This window comes from Rubrivirga sp. (assembly GCF_965213695.1).
GTDB lineage: Bacteria > Bacteroidota > Rhodothermia > Rhodothermales > Rubricoccaceae > Rubrivirga.
In genome coordinates, this window is the sequence record NZ_OZ243912.1 from 3,550,572 (window position 1) to 3,570,268 (window position 19,697).

General features: G+C 72.7%; 15 protein-coding genes. 12 read left to right on the forward strand and 3 right to left on the reverse strand.

Features of this window, described 5'->3' with window-relative positions:
- The first annotated feature begins 76 nt into the window (after positions 1 to 76).
- The 7 genes from ACOOHE_RS15840 (at position 77) to ACOOHE_RS15870 (ending at position 10,772) form a co-directional block, all read left to right on the forward strand.
- On the forward strand, positions 77 to 1,492 hold the full coding sequence (locus tag ACOOHE_RS15840; protein WP_420455053.1) for an adenylate/guanylate cyclase domain-containing protein: 1,416 nt from the start codon (positions 77 to 79) through the stop codon (positions 1,490 to 1,492).
- A 32-nt stretch (positions 1,493 to 1,524) separates the two neighbouring features.
- A complete protein-coding gene (locus ACOOHE_RS15845) occupies positions 1,525 to 4,938 on the forward strand; it encodes a sensor histidine kinase (protein WP_420455054.1) in 3,414 nt (1,137 codons plus the stop codon).
- A 562-nt stretch (positions 4,939 to 5,500) separates the two neighbouring features.
- Entirely contained in the window at positions 5,501 to 6,031 is a 531-nt protein-coding gene (locus tag ACOOHE_RS15850) for a cyclic nucleotide-binding domain-containing protein (RefSeq protein WP_420455055.1), read from the forward strand.
- The gene (locus ACOOHE_RS15855; RefSeq protein WP_420455056.1) at positions 6,024 to 7,166 is read left to right on the forward strand and encodes an AI-2E family transporter; all 1,143 of its coding nucleotides are present in this window, start codon (positions 6,024 to 6,026) and stop codon (positions 7,164 to 7,166) included. The genes ACOOHE_RS15850 and ACOOHE_RS15855 overlap by 8 nt, the downstream gene beginning before the upstream one ends.
- Before the next feature lie 32 nt (positions 7,167 to 7,198).
- Positions 7,199 to 8,047, forward strand: coding sequence for an MBL fold metallo-hydrolase (locus ACOOHE_RS15860; RefSeq protein ID WP_420455057.1), 849 nt, complete (start codon positions 7,199 to 7,201; stop codon positions 8,045 to 8,047).
- Positions 8,048 to 8,336: 289 nt separating this feature from the next.
- Positions 8,337 to 8,525: a general stress protein CsbD gene (locus tag ACOOHE_RS15865; RefSeq protein WP_420455058.1), complete on the forward strand. Its 189-nt coding sequence runs from the start codon at positions 8,337 to 8,339 to the stop codon at positions 8,523 to 8,525.
- A 537-nt stretch (positions 8,526 to 9,062) separates the two neighbouring features.
- The gene (locus tag ACOOHE_RS15870; RefSeq protein ID WP_420455059.1) at positions 9,063 to 10,772 is read left to right on the forward strand and encodes an acyl-CoA carboxylase subunit beta; all 1,710 of its coding nucleotides are present in this window, start codon (positions 9,063 to 9,065) and stop codon (positions 10,770 to 10,772) included.
- 85 nt (positions 10,773 to 10,857) lie between these two features.
- Here the strand turns inward: ACOOHE_RS15870 and ACOOHE_RS15875 are convergent, their stop codons facing one another.
- The 3 genes from ACOOHE_RS15875 to ACOOHE_RS15885 form a co-directional block, all read right to left on the reverse strand.
- Complete coding sequence (locus ACOOHE_RS15875; RefSeq protein WP_420455060.1) at positions 10,858 to 11,226, reverse strand: AtpZ/AtpI family protein; 369 nt, start codon at positions 11,224 to 11,226, stop codon at positions 10,858 to 10,860.
- 2 nt (positions 11,227 to 11,228) lie between these two features.
- Positions 11,229 to 11,702, reverse strand: a complete 474-nt coding sequence (locus tag ACOOHE_RS15880) for a bactofilin family protein (protein ID WP_420455061.1) — start codon at positions 11,700 to 11,702, stop codon at positions 11,229 to 11,231.
- 180 nt (positions 11,703 to 11,882) lie between these two features.
- On the reverse strand, positions 11,883 to 12,791 hold the full coding sequence (locus ACOOHE_RS15885; RefSeq protein WP_420455062.1) for a M23 family metallopeptidase: 909 nt from the start codon (positions 12,789 to 12,791) through the stop codon (positions 11,883 to 11,885).
- Between the two features lie 153 nt (positions 12,792 to 12,944).
- Here ACOOHE_RS15885 and rpsT point away from each other — a divergent pair, with 153 nt between their 5' ends.
- From rpsT to ACOOHE_RS15910, 5 genes are all read left to right on the forward strand, one after another.
- Positions 12,945 to 13,199, forward strand: a complete 255-nt coding sequence (gene rpsT, locus ACOOHE_RS15890) for a 30S ribosomal protein S20 (RefSeq protein ID WP_420455063.1) — start codon at positions 12,945 to 12,947, stop codon at positions 13,197 to 13,199.
- A gap of 405 nt (positions 13,200 to 13,604) precedes the next feature.
- Positions 13,605 to 15,203 (forward strand): PKD domain-containing protein, encoded by a 1,599-nt coding sequence (locus ACOOHE_RS15895; RefSeq protein ID WP_420455064.1) that lies wholly within the window; start codon positions 13,605 to 13,607, stop codon positions 15,201 to 15,203.
- Between the two features lie 358 nt (positions 15,204 to 15,561).
- Positions 15,562 to 17,121, forward strand: a complete 1,560-nt coding sequence (locus tag ACOOHE_RS15900; protein ID WP_420455065.1) for a PKD domain-containing protein — start codon at positions 15,562 to 15,564, stop codon at positions 17,119 to 17,121.
- Between the two features lie 261 nt (positions 17,122 to 17,382).
- The gene (locus ACOOHE_RS15905) at positions 17,383 to 18,705 is read left to right on the forward strand and encodes an OmpA family protein (protein WP_420455066.1); all 1,323 of its coding nucleotides are present in this window, start codon (positions 17,383 to 17,385) and stop codon (positions 18,703 to 18,705) included.
- A gap of 246 nt (positions 18,706 to 18,951) precedes the next feature.
- Positions 18,952 to 19,692: a hypothetical protein gene (locus ACOOHE_RS15910; RefSeq protein WP_420455067.1), complete on the forward strand. Its 741-nt coding sequence runs from the start codon at positions 18,952 to 18,954 to the stop codon at positions 19,690 to 19,692.
- The last annotated feature ends 5 nt before the right edge of the window (positions 19,693 to 19,697 follow it).

Consider the following 19,697-nt stretch of genomic DNA (forward strand, 5'->3'; position numbering starts at 1 on the left):
GGCGGGCCGTGGGGCGTTGGCACGGTTGTCCGCTAGCTTTGGCCCCGTCCGCCGGCTCGCCCCCCCCCCGCCCTCCATGCCCGAGGAGTCCGCCCCCGAGGCCATCAAGATCCTGTTCGTCGACGACGAGCCCGACCTCGTCCCGTTGATCCAGCAGAAGTTCCGGTCGCAGGTCCGGTCCGGCCAGGTCGCGCTCGTCTTCGCCGCCGACGGCGTCGAGGCGCTCGAGCACTTGCGCGAGGACGGCGACATCGAGGTCGTGGTGACCGACATCAACATGCCGCGGATGGACGGGCTCACGCTGCTCGGCGAGCTCGGCGAGCTCGGCCGCCGGACCCGGGCCGTCGTGGTCACGGCCTACGGCGACATGGAGAACATCCGGACGGCCATGAACAAGGGGGCCTTCGACTTCCTGACGAAGCCGATCGACATGGACGACCTGCAGATCACGCTCGCCCAGGCCCGCGAGGCCGTCGAGCGCGACCGCGAGGCCGACCGCGTCCGCCAGACCATCACGCGCTACCTCTCCGACAAGATCGCCCGGGCCGTCCTGGCCGACCCCGGGATGGTCGGGTCCAGCGAGCGCCGCGAGGTCTCGGTCCTGATGAGCGACATCTCGGGCTTCAGCCAGCTCTCGGAGCGGCTCGAACCCGAGCGCGTCGTCGAGCTCCTCAACGTCTACCTCGGGGCCATGACCGAGGTCGTCGACGCGCACGAGGGGGCCATCGACGAGTTCATCGGCGACGCCGTCCTCGTCATCTTCGGGGCCCCGCTCGAGATGGCCGACCACGCGACGCACGCGACGGCGTGCGCCGTCGCGATGCAGAACCGGATGGCGAGCGTGAACGAGGAGCTCCGGGCGCGGGGCCTCCCGCCGCTCGAGATGACGGCGGCCGTGAACTCGGGCGAGGTCGTCGTCGGGACGATCGGGTCGGAGAAACGGGCGAAGTACGGGGTCGTGGGGAGCGTCGTGAACCTGACGGCGCGGATCCAGACGCTGGCGGTCCCGGGCGAGGTCCTCATCTCGGACCCGACGTACCAGGCGGCCGGCGGCGAGGACGGGCCGGTCCGGCTGGCGGGCACGCGCCGCGTGTCGCTCAAGGGGTTCGCCGAGCCCATCGCCATCCACAGCGTCGAGTCGGTCGGCGGGGCCCAGGGCGGCGAGGTGCCCCACCACGAGCAGGCCCTGGTCGAGTTGGCCGAGCCGGTCCCGTTCGGGCTGGCCGTGCTCGACGGCAAGGAGATCACGAACGCCGACCACGCCGGCGAGGTCACGGCGCTCTCGGCGACCGGCGCCCGCGCCGAGATCGAGACCGAGATCGACGCGCGCGCCGACGTCCGCCTGACGTTCGACCTCGACGGCGGCCGGGCCACGATCTACGCCAAGGTGGTCGAGGTGGTCGACGCCGGCGACGGCCGGTGTGAGGCGCACCTCCGGTTCTCGTCGGTCCCGCCGGCCGCGGCCGAGGCCTTCGCGGAGCTGCTCCCGTGACGTCCGCCCGCACTCGCCGCGCGGCCGGAGCCGTGGCGGCCCTCGCCGCGGTGGCCCTCGCCGTCCTCCTCCCGGACCCGTGGGCCCGGGCCCAGGCGCCCGACCTCGCCGACGACGCGATCACGTTCCGCCACGTGACGGTCGAGCAGGGGCTGCCCAGCGGGGTCGTCCTCGACGTGGCCCAGGACGCGCTCGGGTTCGTCTGGATCGGGACCGACGAGGGGCTCGTCCGGTTCGACGGCGTCGACATGGTGACGTACCGGCGGTCGGCCGACTCGACGTCGCTCGGCAGCAACGTGGTCCAGGTGCTCGAGTCGGCGCCGGGCGGCGCGCTCTGGGTCGGGACCGCCGCCGGGCTCGACCGCTACGACGCCCGGGCCGACCGCTTCCGGCGCGTGACGGGCCTGCCGTCGACCGACGTCCGCGCCATCGCCGTCGACGGCGTGGGCAACGCCTGGGTCGGGACCGCCGCCGGGCTCGCCTTCGTCACGGCCGACGGGACCGTGGCCAGCGTCGAGCGCCGCCGGAGCGGCTTGCCCGACGACCGGGTCGACGCGCTCTACCTCGCGCCCGACGGCGACCTCTGGGTGGGGACCGGCGACGGGCTCGCGCGCCGGCGCGACGGGGCGTACCGGACCGCCCGCCCGCCGGACTCGCTCGGCGTGCTCGGCGCGTTCGCGGTCTCGGCCGTCGCGCCCAGCGAGCGGTTCGGCCTGCTCGTCGGGACGCAGGGCGACGGGCTGCTGGCGTTCGACCCGTCCACGGCGGCGTTCTCGCGCGTCGGCATCGGCGACGGCGTCACGGCCCAGACCGTGACCGACGTGTTCGAGGGGCCGACGGGGACGGTCTGGGTGGGGACGCTGGGCGGCGGGCTCCGCCGGATCGGCCCCGGCGGCGACGGCGCCCGGGTGTACCGCGCCGTCGCCGACGACACCGGCTCGCTCTCCGACGACGAGGTCTCGGCGCTCCTGCTCGACCGCCAGGGGATCCTGTGGGTCGGCACCTACGGCGGGCTCGACCGGTTCGACCGCGCGCGCGGCACGGCCGTCCGCTTGCGCCACACCGACGACCCGACGTCGCTCGCGAGCAACGACGTCCGCGCGGTCCTCGCCAGCCGCGACGGGACGCTCTACGTCGGGACCGACCGGTCGCTCGACCGGAGCGACGACGGCCGGCGGTTTACCCACACCCGCGTCGGCGACGAGGGCCGACCGGTCGGCGCGCTCTACGAAGACGAGGCCGGCGGGGTCTGGGTGGGGACGGAGGGCGCCGGGCTCCACCGCGTCCGCCCCGACGGGTCGCTCGAACAAGCCGGGCTGGGCGAGGCGACGGTGACCGCGCTCCTCGAGACCGACGACGGCCGGTTCTGGGTGGGCACGCGGGCACGGGGGCTCGCCCGGCTCGACCGCGAGACCGGCGAGGTCGACTTCCTCCGCCGCGGCGACGGGCTGGCGAGCAACGACGTCCGCGCCCTGGCCGAGGACGCCGACGGCCGGCTCTGGGTGGGCACGGCGCGCGGCCTGTGCCGGGTCGACGGCCGGGTCGCGTGCCTGCCCGTCGACCCGGCCGACCCCGCCTCGCTCGGCAGCGGCGACGTCCGGGCCTTGCACGCCCGCTCGGGCGGGTCGCTCTGGGTCGGGACGGCCGGCGGGTTCTATCGCGTCGACACGCGGACCGACGCCGTGACGGGCTACCGCGCCGAGGGCTCCGACCTGCCCGACGACGACGTGTTCGCCATCGTCGAGGACGACGCCGGGTTCCTGTGGCTGAGCACCGGCGACGGGCTGGCCCGGTTCGAGCCGGTCACCGAGACGTTCTACCGGCGCCTGAGCGGCCAGGACGCCGAGCGGACGCTGGGCGCCGCCGCCACGCGCGCGCCCGACGGGCGGCTGCTGTTCGGGAGCGCGCGGGGCCTGGTCGCCTTCTACCCCCAGGCGCTCACGGCCCGCAACGCGAACCCGCCCGAGGTCGTGATCACGGGCGTCGAGGTGGACGGACAGTCGGTGGCTCCGGGCGAGGACGGCGTCCTGGACGTGGCCGCCCCGGTCGCCCGCGAGATCGTCCTGAGCCCGGACCAGGCCTACCTCGCGATCCAGTACGCCGGCCTCCACTTTTCCGACCCGGCCCGCAACACCTACCGCTACCGGCTCCTCGGGCTCTACGACGACTGGCGCGACGCCGAGACGTCGCGCGAGGCCACGTTCAGCGCGCTCCCGCCGGGCCGCTACACGTTCGAGGTCGAGGCCGCGAATGCCGACGGCGTCGGGTTCGGTGAGGGCCGCGCGGCCACGGTCGCCGTCGTCGTCCACCCGCCGTGGTGGCGGACGTGGTGGGCGCTGCTGGGGTTCGCCGCGCTCGCCGTGTTCGCGCTCGTCCGCGCCGACCGGTGGCAGCGGGCCCGGCTCCTGCGCCAGGAGCGCGAGCGGGCCAGCCGCCGCGAGGCCGAGCTCCGGGCCGAGACCGCCGAGGCCGAGCACCGCAAGGCGACCGCCGAGGCCGCCGCGCTCTCGGCCGAGAACGAGCGGAAGGCGGCCGAGCTCGAGCGGACGCGCGAGGTCGAGGCGGCCAACACCAAGCTCGAAGCGGCGAACGCCCGGCTCGAGGCCTCGCTCCGCGACCTCAAGGCGACCCAGGACCAGCTCGTCCAGTCCGAGAAGCTCGCGTCGCTCGGCCAGCTCACGGCCGGGATCGCCCACGAGATCAAGAACCCCCTCAACTTCGTCAACAACTTCGCCGACCTGTCGGTCGAGCTCGCCCAGGAGCTCCGCGACGAGATGGCCGAGGTGCCCGAGCGGCCCGTCGGCGCCGTCCTCGACGACGTGGGCGACCTGCTCGACGACCTCCAGGACAACTGCCGCCGGATCCGCGAGCACGGCCAGCGGGCCGACCGGATCGTCCGGTCCATGCTGCTCCACAGCCGGGGCGGCTCGTCGGAGCGCGGGCGCGTCGACCTCAACCGGTTTATCGACGAGTACGCCAACCTCGCCTTCCACGGCGCCCGGGCCAACGACTCCGACTTCAACGTCGAGATCGTCCGGGACTTCGACCCAGCGACGGGCGAGGTCGAGGTGGTGCCGCAGGAGTTCGGCCGGGTCCTGATCAACCTGCTCACGAACGCCTTCCACGCGGTCCAGGACCGGGCCCGGACCGAGACCGACGGCTACGCCCCGACCGTCACCGTCCGCACCCGGCGCCGCGCCCGCGAGGTCGTCGTCGACGTGGCCGACAACGGGACGGGCATCCCGGCCGCCGTCAAGGCCCGGATCTTCGAGCCGTTCTTCACCACCAAGCCGACCGGCGAGGGCACGGGCCTGGGCCTGTCGCTGGCCCACGACATCGTGACGAGCGTCCACAGCGGGCGGATGTCGGTCGAGAGCGCCGAGGGCGAGGGGACCACGTTCCACATCGCGCTCCCAATGGCGGGGACGAGCGGCGACGGGGCGTGAGCGGTGAGGCTAGGAGACCCAAGTTGTGCCTCCGGTCCTCGCGTCCGTTGGGACCGAGGACGGGGGACGGAAGACCGCCGGAGACTCGTCAGGGAAGCCGGTCCCCGGTCCTCCGTCTCCGGTCCCACAGCCTCTTTCGGTTCCGACACCACTCGGGTTAGGAGGTCGGACGTGGATGGTGTCTCGCCTCCCGCCCCTTCCCAGGTGCGGCGCCGCGACGTTCTGTCTCCAGCCCTCCATCCGTGTCGTCCTGAGCTTGCGAAGAGCCTGTTCCCGCGACCCCGAAGCGACGGCGCAGCCAAGGCGGGGGATCTCAGCACGGAGCCCGAGCCCTTCGGCACCGCTCCCTACGGTTTGGGACCCCGCGTCGAGATCCTTCGCGTTGGCTGCGCCGTCCCTTCGGGGTCGCTCAGGATGACAAGGGGAGAGAACACGCTCGTCCTTGGAGCGGAGTCGGCGGCGTGGCACGGAACGTGCTAGCGTTGTAGGCTACGGCCCCAGCCCGTCGGATCAGGTCCGAGGCCGGCGTCGTACAGCCCGGGCCCTCCTCGCCCCCTCTCTTATGCAAAGCCTCTGGAAGAGCCTGCTCGGCGGCGCCTCCGGCACGTCCGAGGACGACGTCTTGGGCGCGGTCCCCCTGTTCGAGGACCTCACCGGCCGCGAGCTCGACGCCGTCCAGCGGCTGCTCCACCGGCGCGACTACGTCGCCGGCGAGTCCATCTTTATCCAGGGCGAGCCGGGCCTGGGCATGTACGTCATCGTCCGCGGCGTGGTCTCGATCCAGAGCGAGCCGAGCGGGCGCGAGCTGGTCGAGCTCGTCGACGGCGACTTCTTCGGCGAGATCGCCCTGCTCAACGAGGTGATCCGGACGGCGACGGCCCGGGCCAAGACCGACTGCACGCTGCTGAGCCTGTTCCAGCCGGACCTGCTCAGCCTGCTCGACCGGAACCCCCGGCTCGGGGTCAAGGTGCTCCTGTCGCTGGCCCGGCTCGTCGGCCTCCGGCTGGTCGAGGTGTCGGACGAGGTCGAGGCGCTCACGCGCGAGTGCGACGAGCTCCGGGAGCGCGCGGGCGTCACCGACGCGGATGGCTGAGACGATCGCCGAGCCGCCCGCCGAGGCGCTTCCCTCCCAACCGGCACCGGTCCGGCGACCGGCCGGCCGACCCCACGACGCCACGCCGCCCGAGGGCCCGCCGCCCGCGGTCCCGGCCAGCCAGCTGAGCCGGTGGATCTGGCTCCTCACCCTGGCGTGCCTGGTGGGCGTCGTGGTGGTCGCCAGCGACATCGCGGGGCTCGTGGTGATGGGGAGCGTCGCGGCGTACCTCCTGGTCCCGCTCGTCAACGCGCTCGAGCGACGTGGGCTCGGGCGGACGCAGGCGACGTCGCTCGTCCTGACCGCCCTGCTGGCCGCGACCGGGTTGGTGGTGGCGCTCGCGCTGCCCGTCGTGCTGGACCAGGTCGGCTCGCTCCAGGACCGGTGGCAGAGCGGCCAGCTGCTGGGCCTGGTCCAGGAGATCGAGGCGTCGCTGGCGAACCAGTTCGAGTTTATCGACCCCGGCGACCTCGGCCTGGTCGAGTCCGTTCGCGGCGCGATCGCGGCCGACACCGGCCCGCTCATCGGCTACGTCCCCGACGCGCTCGAGTCGATAGGGAATGCGTTCATCGTCCCGTTCGTCCTGTTCGCCCTGCTCAAGGACGGCCCGACGCTCCGGCGGCGGTTGCTGACGGTCGTCCCGAACCGGTACTTCGAGTTCGCGATGACCGTGTTCTACAAGGCCGACGCGCACCTGGGCGGCTACCTCCGGGGCCAGGCCCTGATCGCGCTGCTGGTGGGGGCCTCGACCGCGCTCGGGTTGGGCGTGCTCGGCGTCGACTACTACCTCGTGCTGGGGTTGGTGACGGGGCTGGCCAACTTCGTCCCGTACGTGGGCTTCGTGGTCTCGGCCGCGCTCACGCTCGGCGTCTCCATCGTGACGACGGGGGGGACGGGGCAGGTGGCCTCGATCGTGGTCCTGTTCGTGATCTTGCAGGGCGTCGAGAACGTCGTGTTCCAACCGTGGATCACAGGCAAGAACGTGTCGATGCACCCGGTCCTGGTCCTGCTGGCGATCCTGGTGGGCGGGCGGATCGCGGGCGTGCTGGGGATGGCGCTGGGGGTCCCGGTGGCGGCCGTGCTCAAGGTGGTGTTCTTGGAGACCGTCATCGGGCTCCGGCGCTACCACCTGTAACGGAGCCGCCTCCCGGTGCGACCTTCCCCCCGATGCCCACCCCGCCCCCCGCCTCGTCCCGTCTGACCGTCCGCTTCTGGGGCGTCCGCGGGTCGATCCCGACGCCCGAGGCCGGGTTCCTGGGCGTCGGTGGGAACACGGCGTGCGTCGAGGTCCGCGCGGCGGACGGGACGGCGCTCGTGCTCGACGCCGGGACGGGCGCGCGAGCCCTCGGGTACGCGCTCGCGGCCGAGGCCGCCGGCGAGCCGGGCGAGGTCCACCTGGCGCTGTCGCACTTCCACTGGGACCACCTCCAGGGGTTGCCGTTCTTCGCCCCGCTCTACGCGCCGGGCCAGACGGTCCGGTTCTACGCGGCCACCGACGACCACCGGATCCACGCGCTCCTCCGCGGCCAGATGACGTCGCCGTACTTCCCGGTCCCCTTCGGCGACCTCGCCGCGGCGACCGAGACCGTCCGCGTCCACGACGGCGAACCGTTCGGGGTCGGCCCGATGACGGTCCGGCCGTTCCCGCTGAACCACCCGCAGGGGGCCCACGGCTTCCGGATCGAGGCCGACGGGGCCGTCTTGGTCTACGCGACCGACTACGAGCACGGGTCGCCGGCCCACGACGAGGGGCTCCGCGAGGTGGCCCACGGCGCGGACGTCCTGATCTCGGACGCCCAGTACACGCCCGACGAGTACGCCCTGCGCCGGGGCTGGGGCCACACGACGTGGGAGCACGCCACCGACCTCGCGGCGGCGGCCGGCGTCGGCCGGCTCCTGCTGTTCCACCACGACCCCTCCCACGACGACGCGGCGCTCGACCGGATCGGCACGCTCGCCCGGGAGCGGTTCGCCGCGACGGAGCTGGCGGTCGAGGGGCTGGAGGTGACGTTGTAGTGGGTTCTGGGTTCTGGGTTCTGGGTTCTGGAAAGATGACCGGCAACTGGCTCTCGCGCCGTTCTGGAACGGTCGAGTTGCCCACGAACCGCCCACTCCATGCGTCTCTGCCCGTCCCCCTCTGCCCGTTCCCCGTTCCCATTTCCGCGAGCGGAGCGAGCCATTCCCCGCGAGCGCCCGCGAGTGCCCCCTCTCGACGGAGGCTTCGTTTGTCCAAATGCCCGGGTCTCCCGTAGCTTGGGCGGCACGACAACGATCACCGTCCGGGCGGGACACAGCCAGCAGACCGATGGGCAAGCAGCGCATGACCGACAACTGGGAGCGCATGAAGGCGCAGATCCTCTCCACCTGGGGCGAGGTCGACGAGTCCGAGATGAAGAAGGCCCGGGGCAACCTGTCCCAGATGGTCAACCTTATCCACTCCCAGACGGGCGAGGACCGCCAGATCATCATGCGCAAGATGTCGGCCTTCCTGTAGGCCCGGCCCGACCGACGCTCGCGGCGCGCTCCCAGACGGGGCGCGCCGTTTTTGTTGCCGCCGCTTCCGCTGGCGGACGTTCCTGCGCTCCCAGAGAAGGGCCCGCCGGATCGCGGACACGGCGGCATCGCCAGGACCCCCTGCCCGAACGCCCATCGCTCCGCTCAACGGCGTGCGGGCTGTCCCCCTTCAAGGGCAGGGCTGCTACGTTCTCAGGCGGGAGTCGTATTCCTACACAAAACGACGGTCATCCCCGCGAAGGCGGGGACCCATACGGCGCCGCTCGCCGAACACGAGGGGCGCATGGATTCCCGCGTGCGCGGGAATGACGACTGTCCGTTGGTTGCTATCGACAGGACGTAGCAGCCCTGCTTTTGAAGGGGGACAGCTTTCCGAGCTGGGAGCCCTCCGGCTCCGCTCAGGACAGGCTCCGCGACCGGCCGGAAAGCGGGGGGTCCACGGAGCGTGTCCGGTCTCGGGCCGAGTCCAGCCGTGCGTGGCCGCCCGTAGCTTTGGCGCCCCTCCCCGCCCGCCCGCATGTCCGAGACCGCCGACGTTCCCGCCCGCCCGTTCCCGCTCGGCACCGCCGTGGGCGACGGCGCCGCCCGCGAGGCTTACGACCGCCGCGTCGCGTTCCACGAGCGCCAGCTGGCGGCGCTGGAGCAGCAGGCCGCCGAGGTCCGCCGGGGCGGGGGCGAGCGGGCCGTCGCGCGCGAGCACAAGCGCGGCAAGCTGACGGCCCGCGAGCGGATCGCGGCGCTGGTGGACCCAGGCTCCGACTTCCGCGAGCTCGGCCTGTTCGTCGGGCGCGGGATGTACGAGGACGAGGGCGGGTGCCCGGCCGGCGGGACCGTGATGGGGTTGGGCCGGATCAACGGCCGCCTGTGCATGGTGGTCGCGAATGACGCGACCGTCAAGGCCGGCGCGTGGTTTCCGATCACGGCCAAGAAGAACCTCCGTGCCCAGGAGATCGCGCTCGAAAACCGCATCCCCATCGTCTACCTCGTCGACTCGGCCGGCGTGTTCCTCCCGATGCAGGACGAGATCTTCCCCGACCGCGACCACTTCGGGCGGATCTTCCGCAACAACGCCCGGCTTTCGGCGCTGGGCGTGCCCCAGATCGCCGCCATCATGGGGAGCTGCGTGGCCGGCGGGGCCTACCTCCCCATCATGTCCGACGAGAGCTTGATCGTCGACGGGACGGGCTCCGTCTTCCTGGCGGGCCCGTTTCTGGTCCAGGCCGCCATCGGCGAGGAGGTCGACGTCGAGACGCTGGGCGGGGCGACGACGCAGACCGACATCTCGGGCGTCTGCGAGTACCGGATGCCCGACGACGAGACGTGCCTGGCGACCGTCCGCGACCTGGTGGGCGGGCTCGGCCCGCTGCCGCGGATGGGCTTCACGCGCGACGAGCCGGCAGCCCCCGCTTACCCCACCGAAGAAGTCCTGGGCGTCTTCCCCGAGTCCCGCCAGCAGCCGTACGACACGCGCGAGGTCCTGGCCCGCATCGTCGACGCCGACTCGTGGACCGAGGTCAAGGCCGGCTACGGGCAGACCCTGGTCTGCGGCTACGCCCGGATCGACGGGTGGTCGGTCGGGATCGTAGCGAGCCAGCGGCAGGTCGTCCGCGCGAAGGCGCCCAAGGGGAAGGCGGCCGAGATGCAGATCGGCGGGGTCATCTACGGCGACGCGGCCGACAAGGCGGCCCGGTTCGTGCTCCAGTGCAACCAGAAGCGGATCCCGCTCGTTTTTTTCCAGGACGCGACCGGGTTCATGGTGGGCACGCGCGCCGAGCAGTCCGGGATCATCAAGGACGGGGCCAAGCTGGTCAACGCCGTCGCCAACTCGGTCGTCCCGACGTTCACGGTCGTGATCGGCAACTCGTTCGGGGCGGCCAACTACGCGCTCAACGGGCGGGCCTACGACCCGCGCCTGATGCTGGCGTGGCCGAGCGCCCAGATCGCGGTGATGGGCGGGAGCCAGGCGGCCAAGACGCTGCTGTCGATCGAGGAGCGGACGCTAGCGAAGCAGGGCATCGAGCTGTCCGACGACGACCGCCAGGCCCGGCTCGACCAGATCGAGGCGCGCTACGCCGAGCAGACGTCGCCGGTCTACGCCGCCGCCCGGCTCTGGGTCGACGCGCTCATCGACCCGCGCGAGACGCGGGGCTGGCTCGCGACCGGCCTGGAGATGGCCGACCACAACCCGGAGATGGAGCCGTTCCGCGTCGGCGTCTTGCAGACGTAACGAGGAATCAGGGGTCGGGGATCAGGAATCAGGAGTCACACTGGCAACGAGGGGCTTGACCGCCCGATTCCTGTCTCCTGATTCCTCATTCCTCCCGAGCCATGCGAAGGACGAGCGCCAGGATGCCGACCATCCCCAGGACCGCGCCCACGACGACGCCCCACGGGCTCGTGTCGAGCCAGCGGTCGACGAGCAGACCGAGGCCGACGAACAGCAACATCGACGCGGCGATCTGCATGCCCGTGCCGAGGTGGGCGCCGGCCTCGCGCATCCCGTCGCCGTAGGCGTCGTGGACCGAGCCGGGCGTGACACGCTTGTTCCGGTAGCCGCCCGGCGGCGGCTCGACCGGCTCGGCGTCGTCGTCCGGGTCGCGGTCGGCCCACTTCTGGGCCCACTCGCGGTCGGCCTCGTCGAAGCGGTCGGGCTCGTCGGCCCAGGGGTCCTGGTCGGGCATGGTCAGGCCGCGTCCTCGCGCGCGCCGACCGTGCCGACGACGGCGGCGCCACCGGCCCGCTCGGTCGCCCGCTCGGTCGCCCGGTGGCTGGTGGCCGGCCCCATCTGGCACTGGCCGTTGAAGGTGGCCCCGTCCTCGATGACGAGCTTGCCCGTCCGGATGTCGCCGTCGATGACGGCCGAGGCCTTGAGCACCAGCCGCTCGGTGACGACGACCCGGCCGTGGACGGTCCCCGCGATCTCGGCGCTCGTCGACGTCACCTCGCCCTCGACGACGCCTCCGGGCATCACCATCGTCCGGCCCTCGACCTCGACGTTGCCGTCGACGGTCCCCGAGATGTTGACGTTGCCGCTCGACCGGAGCGTGCCCTCGACCGTCGTCGTCGCCCCGATGATGTTGTGCTGCTCGGCGGGGTTGGCCGTCGGGCGGTCGGTCTTGGCCACGGCAGAGTCGGGGTCGGAGCGGAAGAGGGCCATGGGTCCGGGAGGAGTGCGGAATCCAGCGGTCTTCTGGTAAGCCGTAGGCAGAGGGTGGAGAGTGGAGGATAGGAAAAGGTCGGCCGGGGCGCTCTACTCTCTACCCTCCACCCCCATTCTCTACGCTTCGCTTTGGGCTCGATCTCACCGGCTCGAACAGGGGACCGTTTGTGGACGCACTCAGGGGGCCACGAGCAAGGCGGCGGGGTCTTGGGCCAGCCCGTCGCGCCAGACCTCGAAGTGGAGGTGAGGGCCGGACGTGATCTCGCCCGTGTTGCCGCTCAGCGCGACCGCCTCCCGGACCCGGACCCGCTCGCCGACGCGCTTGAGCAACCGGCTGTTGTGCTTGTAAATGGAAAGGTAGCCGCCCGGGTGCTGGACGGCAATCGTGTGGCCGCCGGCGTGGGTCCAGTCGGCGAAGACGACGTGGCCGTCGGCGAGGGCGCGGACGGGCGAGCCCTCGGTCGCGGCGAGGTCGAGGGCGAAGTGGCCGCGGCCGGCGTCGAACCCCCGCGACACGACGCCGTCGACGGGCGGGAGGGCGGGCACGCGCAGGCCGTCGAGGTAGGCCTGAGCGGCGCGCACGTCGCGCTCGGCGTCGCCGGCCGGGCCGAGCGTCGAGAGCGGCAGCGCCGGCTGGGCGTGGTCGCCCTGGTCGACGGCGGGCGAGGCCTCGGACGGCGCCTCGGGCGCGACCGCGCCGGGGTCGGGGAGCGCGAACGCGGACGGGTCGAGGACGTCGTCGCCCAGGTCGTCGATCTCGCCGGTGATGATGGCCCGGAGCTGGGCGATCTGCTGGTACTGGAGCGCGAGCGAGTCCTCGAGCGCCGCCGCGCGCCGGGCGTTCGCCTCGGCGACGCCGCGCAGCTCGCCCGTGCCCGGGCCCAGGATGAGCCCGCGCAGCGGCGTCAGGACGACGGCGGCGACCACGAGCGCGCCCAGCACGACGACCCCGATCACCGCCGCGTAGAGCGCGAGCCCCGGCCGGACCTCATACTGGCGCGGCGTGCTCATCGTGTCCGGCTCCAGGAGGATGACCGTCCGCGACGCGCCGGGGCGGGAGAAGAGGTCGCGCAGGAAGTCGGTCACGGGCGGAAGCCCCCTCGGAGGGCTCGGAGGGCCGGTTTTGTTCGTGTCATCTGCATACGGGGCGCCGCCCGCTCTCCTAACTTACCCGGCTCCGACTCACCCCGACGCCGTCTCGCCGACGGCCGACTCGCCGGCCCGGCCGGCTCCCGCCCTATGCCGCAGCACACGTCTGCCGCCAAGCGCGTCCGCCAGGACGCCAAGCGCCGCCTCCGCAACCGGTACCACAAGGTCCGCATCCGGACGATGATCAAGGACCTCCAGGCCGAGACTGACCCGGCGGTTGCCGAGACGAAGCTCAACGCGATCAAGGCTCAGCTCGACCGGCTCGCTGGCAGCCGCGTGGTCCACCCCAACAAGGCGGCCCACACCAAGAGCCAGCTCGAGCGCCACGTCCGCTCGCTGGCCTAAGCCCTGGCGCGGGGGCCCGCACCCGCTGCGGGCTCGCCGGACGCCCACCGACCGACCGCCCCACCTGTGGGGCCTTCCGGGGCCTGGTGCCCCCGCCGATCTGCCGTGGGGCGTCGGCGCTCCCCCTCCTCCTGGCCACCGGCGAGAGACCCTACCCGTCCTGGGCCGGAACCGGCCCGGGTCATCGGTGGTTTATCGGCCGATTTTCCTTGCTTTGACGGCTCCTCCGTCTTGCAGGGATTCGTCCCCCAACCGGACGGCGTCGTGCCCACCACCCGCTCTCGCGCAGGGATCGCCCGGTTGCCCTTGAGGGCTCCGCGGACGCTGCGCATTCCTGGTGAGCACCCCAGGTCCTAGAGCTTCCGCACGCGCCCCGGTCCGCTCCCTCACCCACCTTCCGTCTCCATGACCCTGTCTACTGCGGAGAAACCGACCACGCGGCGCCTCTCGTCCCTCCTCCCGTGGTGCGCGGCCTTCCTGGTCGCGGCGTCGGCACAGGCCCAGGTCGTCCGCCCCAGCAACTCCGTCTACGTCCTGCTCCGCGGCGCCGTCGCCGGCTACAACGGGGACCTCGACCTCAACTCCGACGCCGACCCAACGGAGGCCGAGATCCAGCCGCTGCGCGGGTTCGAGGAGCCCGGCTTCGGCGTGAGCGCCGAGATTGGGTACCTCTTCAACCGGAACCTCTCGTTCGGCATCGCCGGCTGGTACCAGGACCTCCCCAACCTCGGCGACCGCCAGGTCTCAATCCGGGGCGTCCCGATCATCAACAACGTCGAGGGCGGCGAGGCGTACCAGCTCCAGGCCCTCTTCCGCATCCTCCCGTTCGCCAGCGCGCGGATCTCGCCGTTCATCGAGCTCGGCGGCGCGCTCGTGTCGGGCCAGGGGACGGAGGACGAGCGGGGCGGCACCGGCGACGGCGACGTCCTGGGCTACGGCCCCGTCGGGGGCCTGGGCCTCGACATCGCGCTGACGCCCCAACTCGGCATCTTCCTGGGGGCTCAGTCGACCGTCGTCTTCCCGGACGTCGCCCTCGACGGCGCCGACCCGAGCGTGTTCAACGTGGAGGGGGACGACGCCGAGTACGACATCATCACCAACCTGGGCGGCGGGCTCCGGTTCGCGTTCAAGGCGCCCGGCACGGCCGTCGAGATCGAGGGGCTCGAGTGCCCGGCCGAGCTCGAGACCGGCGAGGCCGGCTCGTTCATGGTCATGACGAACGTCGACGCGACAGCTCCCGTGACCACGACGTGGCAATGGGGCGATGGCGCGTCGAGCTCGGGCATGACGATGTCGCACTCGTTCTCGGCCCCGGGGACGTACACGGTGTCCGCGATGGTCATGAACGACTTCGGGGACGACACGGAGACCTGTCTCGTGACCGTCGTCGAGCCTCCGACGCCGCCGTCGCTGGCGGGCTGCCGAGCGACCCCCTCGTCCGCCAACGTGGGTGACTCGTTCACGGTCGACGCGACCGTCACCGACGCCGACGAGGTGACCGTCGACTTCGGCGACGGGACGACGGCCTCGGCCCTCCCGGCCCGCCACGCCTACGCCGAGACCGGGTCGTACACCGTGACGATCACGGCGACCAACGAGTACGGGACCGACACGTGCACCATCCCGGTCACGGTCGGCGACGCGTACTGCGCGGGCGTCGCCGAGCTCAACCCGGTCTTCTTCGGGTACGGCGCGACGACGCTGACGGCCGACGCCACCGGGCGCCTCGACGAGAACGTCGAGATCTTGCGCCGGTGCCCCGACGTCTGCGTGACGGTCAACGGGTACTCGGACGGGTCGGAGCCCGGCGACGCCCTGCGGGTCTCGCAGGCCCGGGCCGACGCGGTCGTCCAGTACTACGTCGGGCAGGGGATCGCGGCCGACCGTCTCCGGGCCGTGGGCCGCGGCGTCGACCCGGACGCGAACTCGAAGGAGGACCCGGGCCCGGGCGACAGCCGCGCTCGGCGGGCCGACTCGATCCCGTCGTCCTGCGCCGGGTTCTAACGCCGAACGTGACACGGGGCGAGCGCTCCGAGATCGTCGGTCTTGAGGGGCGGTCTGCTGCAAAGCGGGCCGCCCCTTTTTCGTGCAGACACGGTGACCCTTTGTTCTCAGCGAACCCCGGGAGCCGACGTGCGTAAGGCCCCCCGTCGACGCAGGCCCCCCCTAGCCGTGCGCCGATGGGCTTCGCCCTTTCCACTCTGTTCCGCCCCGGCGCCTTTGGCACCTTCCCGGGGCGCCTCGGATCCTCCCTCAGCTTCTCGGCGCGCCGGCCCGTCTGCCCAGACGTCCCCGGTCGCACGAGCCCTCCCCCCACCCCCCCACCCATCTCATGACTCGACTCCGACAGGAGACCGTCTCCATGCCCCGTCTCCGCACACTCCTCGTGTGGGCCGCCGCCCTCCTCCTCGGGACCGCGTCACAGGCCCAGGTCGTCCGCCCCAGCAACTCCGTCTACGTCCTGCTCCGCGGCGCCGTCGCCGGCTACAACGGGGACCTCGACGGCAACTCCGACGGCGATCCCGACGTCGCCACGCCCGACCTCCAGGACGGGTTCGAGAACCCGGGCTTCGGGGTCGGTGGTGAGCTCGGCTACCTCTTCAACGAGAACCTCTCGTTCGGCATCGCCGGCTGGTACCAGGATCTCCCGGCCCTCAACGACGGGTTCCGCTTCGACGGGACCGAGAACGTCCAGGGCGGCGAGGCCTACCAGCTCCAGGCGCTGTTCCGCTACCTCCCGTTCGACGGGGCCCGGATCTCGCCGTTCGTCGAGCTCGGCGGCGCGCTCATTTCGGGCCAGGGCACCGAGAACGAGCGGAACTCCGGCTCCGCCGATGAGGACGTGTTCGGCTTCGGTCCGGTGGTCGGGCTCGGGCTCGATGTCGCGCTGACGCCCCGGTTCGGCATCTTCCTCGCCGGTCAGTCCACGCTGACGTTCCCGGACGTCGCCCTCGACGGCGCCGACCCGGGTGCCTTCGGCAACGACGCCGACGACGCCGACTTCGACATCCTGACCAACTTGGGCGGCGGGCTCCGGTTCGCGTTCCGGGCGCCGTTCACGGCGGCCGAGATCGAGGGGCTCGAGTGCCCGGCCGAGCTCGAGACCGGCGAGGCCGGCTCGTTCATGGTCATGACGAACGCCGACGCGACGATGCCCGTCACGACGACGTGGCAGTGGGGCGACGGGGCCACCGGCTCCGGCATGACGACGTCCCACGCCTTCTCGTCGCCGGGGACCTACACCGTCACGGCCATGGTCATGAACGAGGGCGGCGAGGACTCCGAGTCGTGCCTGGTGACCGTGGTCGATCCCCCGCGGCCGCCGGCGCTCGCCGGGTGCCGGGCGACCCCGGCCCGGGTCGACGCCGGCCAGGAGCTCACCGTCGACGCGACGGCGACCGACGCCGACCGGGTCACGGTCGACTTCGGCGACGGGACGACGGCCTCGGCCCTCCCGGCCCGCCACGCCTACGCCGAGACCGGGTCGTACACCGTGACGATCACGGCCGAGAACGAGTTCGGGACCGAGACGTGCACGATCCCGGTCACGGTCGGCGATGCGTACTGCGCGAGCATCGCCGAGCTCAACCCGGTCTTCTTCGGGTACGGCGCGACGACGCTGACGGCCGACGCGACGGGCCGGCTCGACGAGAACATCGAGATCCTCCGCCGGTGCCCCGACATCTGCGTGACGGTCAACGGGTACTCGGACGGGTCGGAGCCCGGCGACGCCCTGCGGGTCTCGCAGGCCCGGGCCGACGCGGTCGTCCAGTACTACGTGGGCCAGGGGATCGCGGCCGACCGTCTCCGGGCCGTGGGCCGCGGCGTCGACCCGGACGCGAACTCGAAGGAGGACCCGGGCCCGGGCGACAGCCGGGCGCGTCGGGCCGACTCGATCCCGTCGTCCTGCGCCGGGTTCTAGGCCACCCGTGACGCGGAGCCCCGCTCCGTGACACGAAGCCCCCGGGGGCGGTCCGCAATCACGCGGGCCGCCCCCGGTCTTTTTGTGGCCCTGCGAGCCGCGAGCGGTTTAGCGCGCCGGGGCGGAACGGGGCGGGGTCCGTCTTTTCCGATGAACCCGGCCCGGCCCATCCACGCCGGATTCTTGGTCCTGGAGGCTCCAAACGCCCGTCCTGGGCGACGGCCGCACGGTCGACACGGCCCCTCCCCTCCTCCGGACCCGATGACTCGTTCCCTTCTCCTGGCCCTGATGGCGCTCGTCGCCGGGGCAGCAGCGGCCCAGCCCGTCTACAACGGCCTGGGCGACGCCGACGAGCCCGTCGAGTGGCCCGGCGTCCGTCTCGGCCTCGGCGTCGGCGCCTCCGTCTACGACGGCCCCGACCTGTTGGTCGGCTCGTCGGCGTTCCAGAGCGACGTCGTCGCGACCACGCTCGGGCTGACGGCCGAGGTCTCGTTCCCGCTCTCCGGCCCGCTCTACGGCCGGGTGACCGGCGGCCTCCTCAACGTCGGCGCCGACGGCACGCGGCCCGACGTGACCGACCCCTCCGGCGTGCCCGACGCGCGGTACAACCCGTTCCTCACGGGCCCGGTGGTCCTGGCCGAGGCCGACCTCCTGTATTACGTCGTCCGCCCCCGGGCTGGCGCGCTCTCGCCTTACGTGTTCTCGGGCCTGAGCGGCCTGTTCGCGACGGGCGACGCGGCGCCGGGCGCCGAGACGACGGCGCTGGCGATCCCCGTCGGTCTCGGCGTCGAGTACGGCGTCAGACGGAACCTCTCGCTGTTCGCCGAGGGCAGCTACCGCTTCGGGATCACCGAGGTCGGCGGGCCCGTTGCCCAGGCCTTCGCCGCGTCGTCGGCCGGCGACGTCTGCGACAAGAAGAGCCCGGACTTCGACAAGGAGGCGTGCAAGGCGAAGGGCGGGACGCCCATCCCGGACTGTGACGAGGACCCGTCCCAGGCGCGGTGCCCCGCCGTGAGCCCGGACGGCGACTCGATGTTCGACCCCCGGTTCAACTCGGGCCTGGTCCTGGGTGGGCTCCGACTCGGGTTCGGCCGCGCCCCGGCGCCGGTCGTCCCGCCGCCGCCGGCCGTGCTGGCCGAGCCTCCGGCGCCGCTCCCGCCGGCTGCGACGCCGGCCCCGGCGCCGATGGTCTGCGACCTGGTCGAGCTCAACGCCACGTACTTCGACTACGGATCGAGCGCGCTGGACCGCCGCGCGCGCGCGCTCCTGGACGAGAACGTCGGTCTGCTCCTGTCGAACCCGGCGTGCTGCGTGTTCATCGACGGCTACACGGACACGGCCGAGGGCGACCGGTTCGGGATGAGGCTGGCGGGCCAGCGCGCCCGGGCGGTCTACGACTACTACCTCGGCCAGGGCCTCGACGCCTCGCGGCTCCAGGTCCGCGACCGGGGCGTGGCCGTGCCGTCGTGCGACAAGGAGGACCCGGGCCCCGGCTGCGAGCGGAACCGGCGCGTCGAGTCGCTCCCCGTCGACTGCGAGCGGTTCCGGTTCCTCCTCGAGAACCCGTCGTACGACTCGTACTAGGGCGCTTCGCGCCAGTGGGTCGGTGGGTCAGCCGATCAGCGGGGCGGTCGCCCAGCGTCGATCCGGGCCGTCTCGCCCGGACCGGCCACCCCGCTGACGCACCGGATCACGGACGTCCACTGACAAGACGTCCACTGACAAGCGGCCGGGCCGGCCCCCGACGGTCGTCCGCCAGCGGCCCCGCCCCTCTCGGGGGTGGGGCTGCGTTTGTTGGGGGTTATCCTGCCGGCCACGCCCCGACCCGCTATGCGTCTCGCTGCCGTTCTCCTCGCCGCCGTCGTCCTGAGCGGCTGCTTCCAGGTCGCCTCCGTGATTACCGTCCGAGCGGACGGGTCGGCCATGATCCGCGACGACGTGACGCTCTCCGGCATGGCCCTGCTCGCGTTCGAAGAGGCCGGCGCGGACGGCCCGGCGTTGTTCTCGAGGAACGACATGGTGAGGCGCGCCCGAGCCCTGGGCGAGGGCGTCCGGCTGGTCTCGTTCGAGACCCGCGACGACGGCTACGCGGCCGTCTACGCCGTCGACGACGTCCGCCGGATCGCGTACGCGGCGCCGTCGGCCGGCGAGGGGTCGGACGCGGGCGAGACGGTCGCTCTGTCGTTCGGGTTCGACGAGGGCGACCCGTCCGTCCTGCTCGCGTTCGTCCCCAAGCCACCGGCTCAGAAGCGGACCGAGCCGCCGGCCGAGCTCGACATGGGAGGCCAGGAGCAGGCCCTCGAGATGGCCCGGGGGTTCCTCGCCAACGCCCGCATGACGGTCGCCATCGAGATCGAGGGCGACCTCGTCGACACGAACGCCCCGGCCGTCGACGGCTCGCGCGTGACGGTCTACGACGTCCCGTTCGACGTCCTGCTCGACGCGATGGCGGAGAACCCGGCGCTCGGCGCGGGGGGGCCGCCGGACCCGGCCGCCGTGCTCAGCACGCTCCGCACCGTCGAGGGCCTGACGATCCCGGCGCCGGGCACGATCCGCGTCCGGTTCCGATAGGAGCT

What these genes read in the sequence shown, in the direction of transcription:
- ACOOHE_RS15850 (WP_420455055.1), top strand. Translation starts at nt 5,501, where the DNA reads ATGCAAAGCCTCTGGAAGAGCCTGCTCGGCGGCGCCTCCGGCACGTCC.
- ACOOHE_RS15840 (WP_420455053.1), top strand. Translation starts at nt 77, where the DNA reads ATGCCCGAGGAGTCCGCCCCCGAGGCCATCAAGATCCTGTTCGTCGAC.
- ACOOHE_RS15865 (WP_420455058.1), top strand. Translation starts at nt 8,337, where the DNA reads ATGGGCAAGCAGCGCATGACCGACAACTGGGAGCGCATGAAGGCGCAG.
- ACOOHE_RS15880 (WP_420455061.1), bottom strand. Translation starts at nt 11,702, where the DNA reads ATGGCCCTCTTCCGCTCCGACCCCGACTCTGCCGTGGCCAAGACCGAC.
- rpsT (WP_420455063.1), top strand. Translation starts at nt 12,945, where the DNA reads ATGCCGCAGCACACGTCTGCCGCCAAGCGCGTCCGCCAGGACGCCAAG.
- ACOOHE_RS15895 (WP_420455064.1), top strand. Translation starts at nt 13,605, where the DNA reads ATGACCCTGTCTACTGCGGAGAAACCGACCACGCGGCGCCTCTCGTCC.
- ACOOHE_RS15900 (WP_420455065.1), top strand. Translation starts at nt 15,562, where the DNA reads ATGCCCCGTCTCCGCACACTCCTCGTGTGGGCCGCCGCCCTCCTCCTC.
- ACOOHE_RS15855 (WP_420455056.1), top strand. Translation starts at nt 6,024, where the DNA reads ATGGCTGAGACGATCGCCGAGCCGCCCGCCGAGGCGCTTCCCTCCCAA.
- ACOOHE_RS15870 (WP_420455059.1), top strand. Translation starts at nt 9,063, where the DNA reads ATGTCCGAGACCGCCGACGTTCCCGCCCGCCCGTTCCCGCTCGGCACC.
- ACOOHE_RS15905 (WP_420455066.1), top strand. Translation starts at nt 17,383, where the DNA reads ATGACTCGTTCCCTTCTCCTGGCCCTGATGGCGCTCGTCGCCGGGGCA.
- ACOOHE_RS15910 (WP_420455067.1), top strand. Translation starts at nt 18,952, where the DNA reads ATGCGTCTCGCTGCCGTTCTCCTCGCCGCCGTCGTCCTGAGCGGCTGC.
- ACOOHE_RS15860 (WP_420455057.1), top strand. Translation starts at nt 7,199, where the DNA reads ATGCCCACCCCGCCCCCCGCCTCGTCCCGTCTGACCGTCCGCTTCTGG.
- ACOOHE_RS15875 (WP_420455060.1), bottom strand. Translation starts at nt 11,226, where the DNA reads ATGCCCGACCAGGACCCCTGGGCCGACGAGCCCGACCGCTTCGACGAG.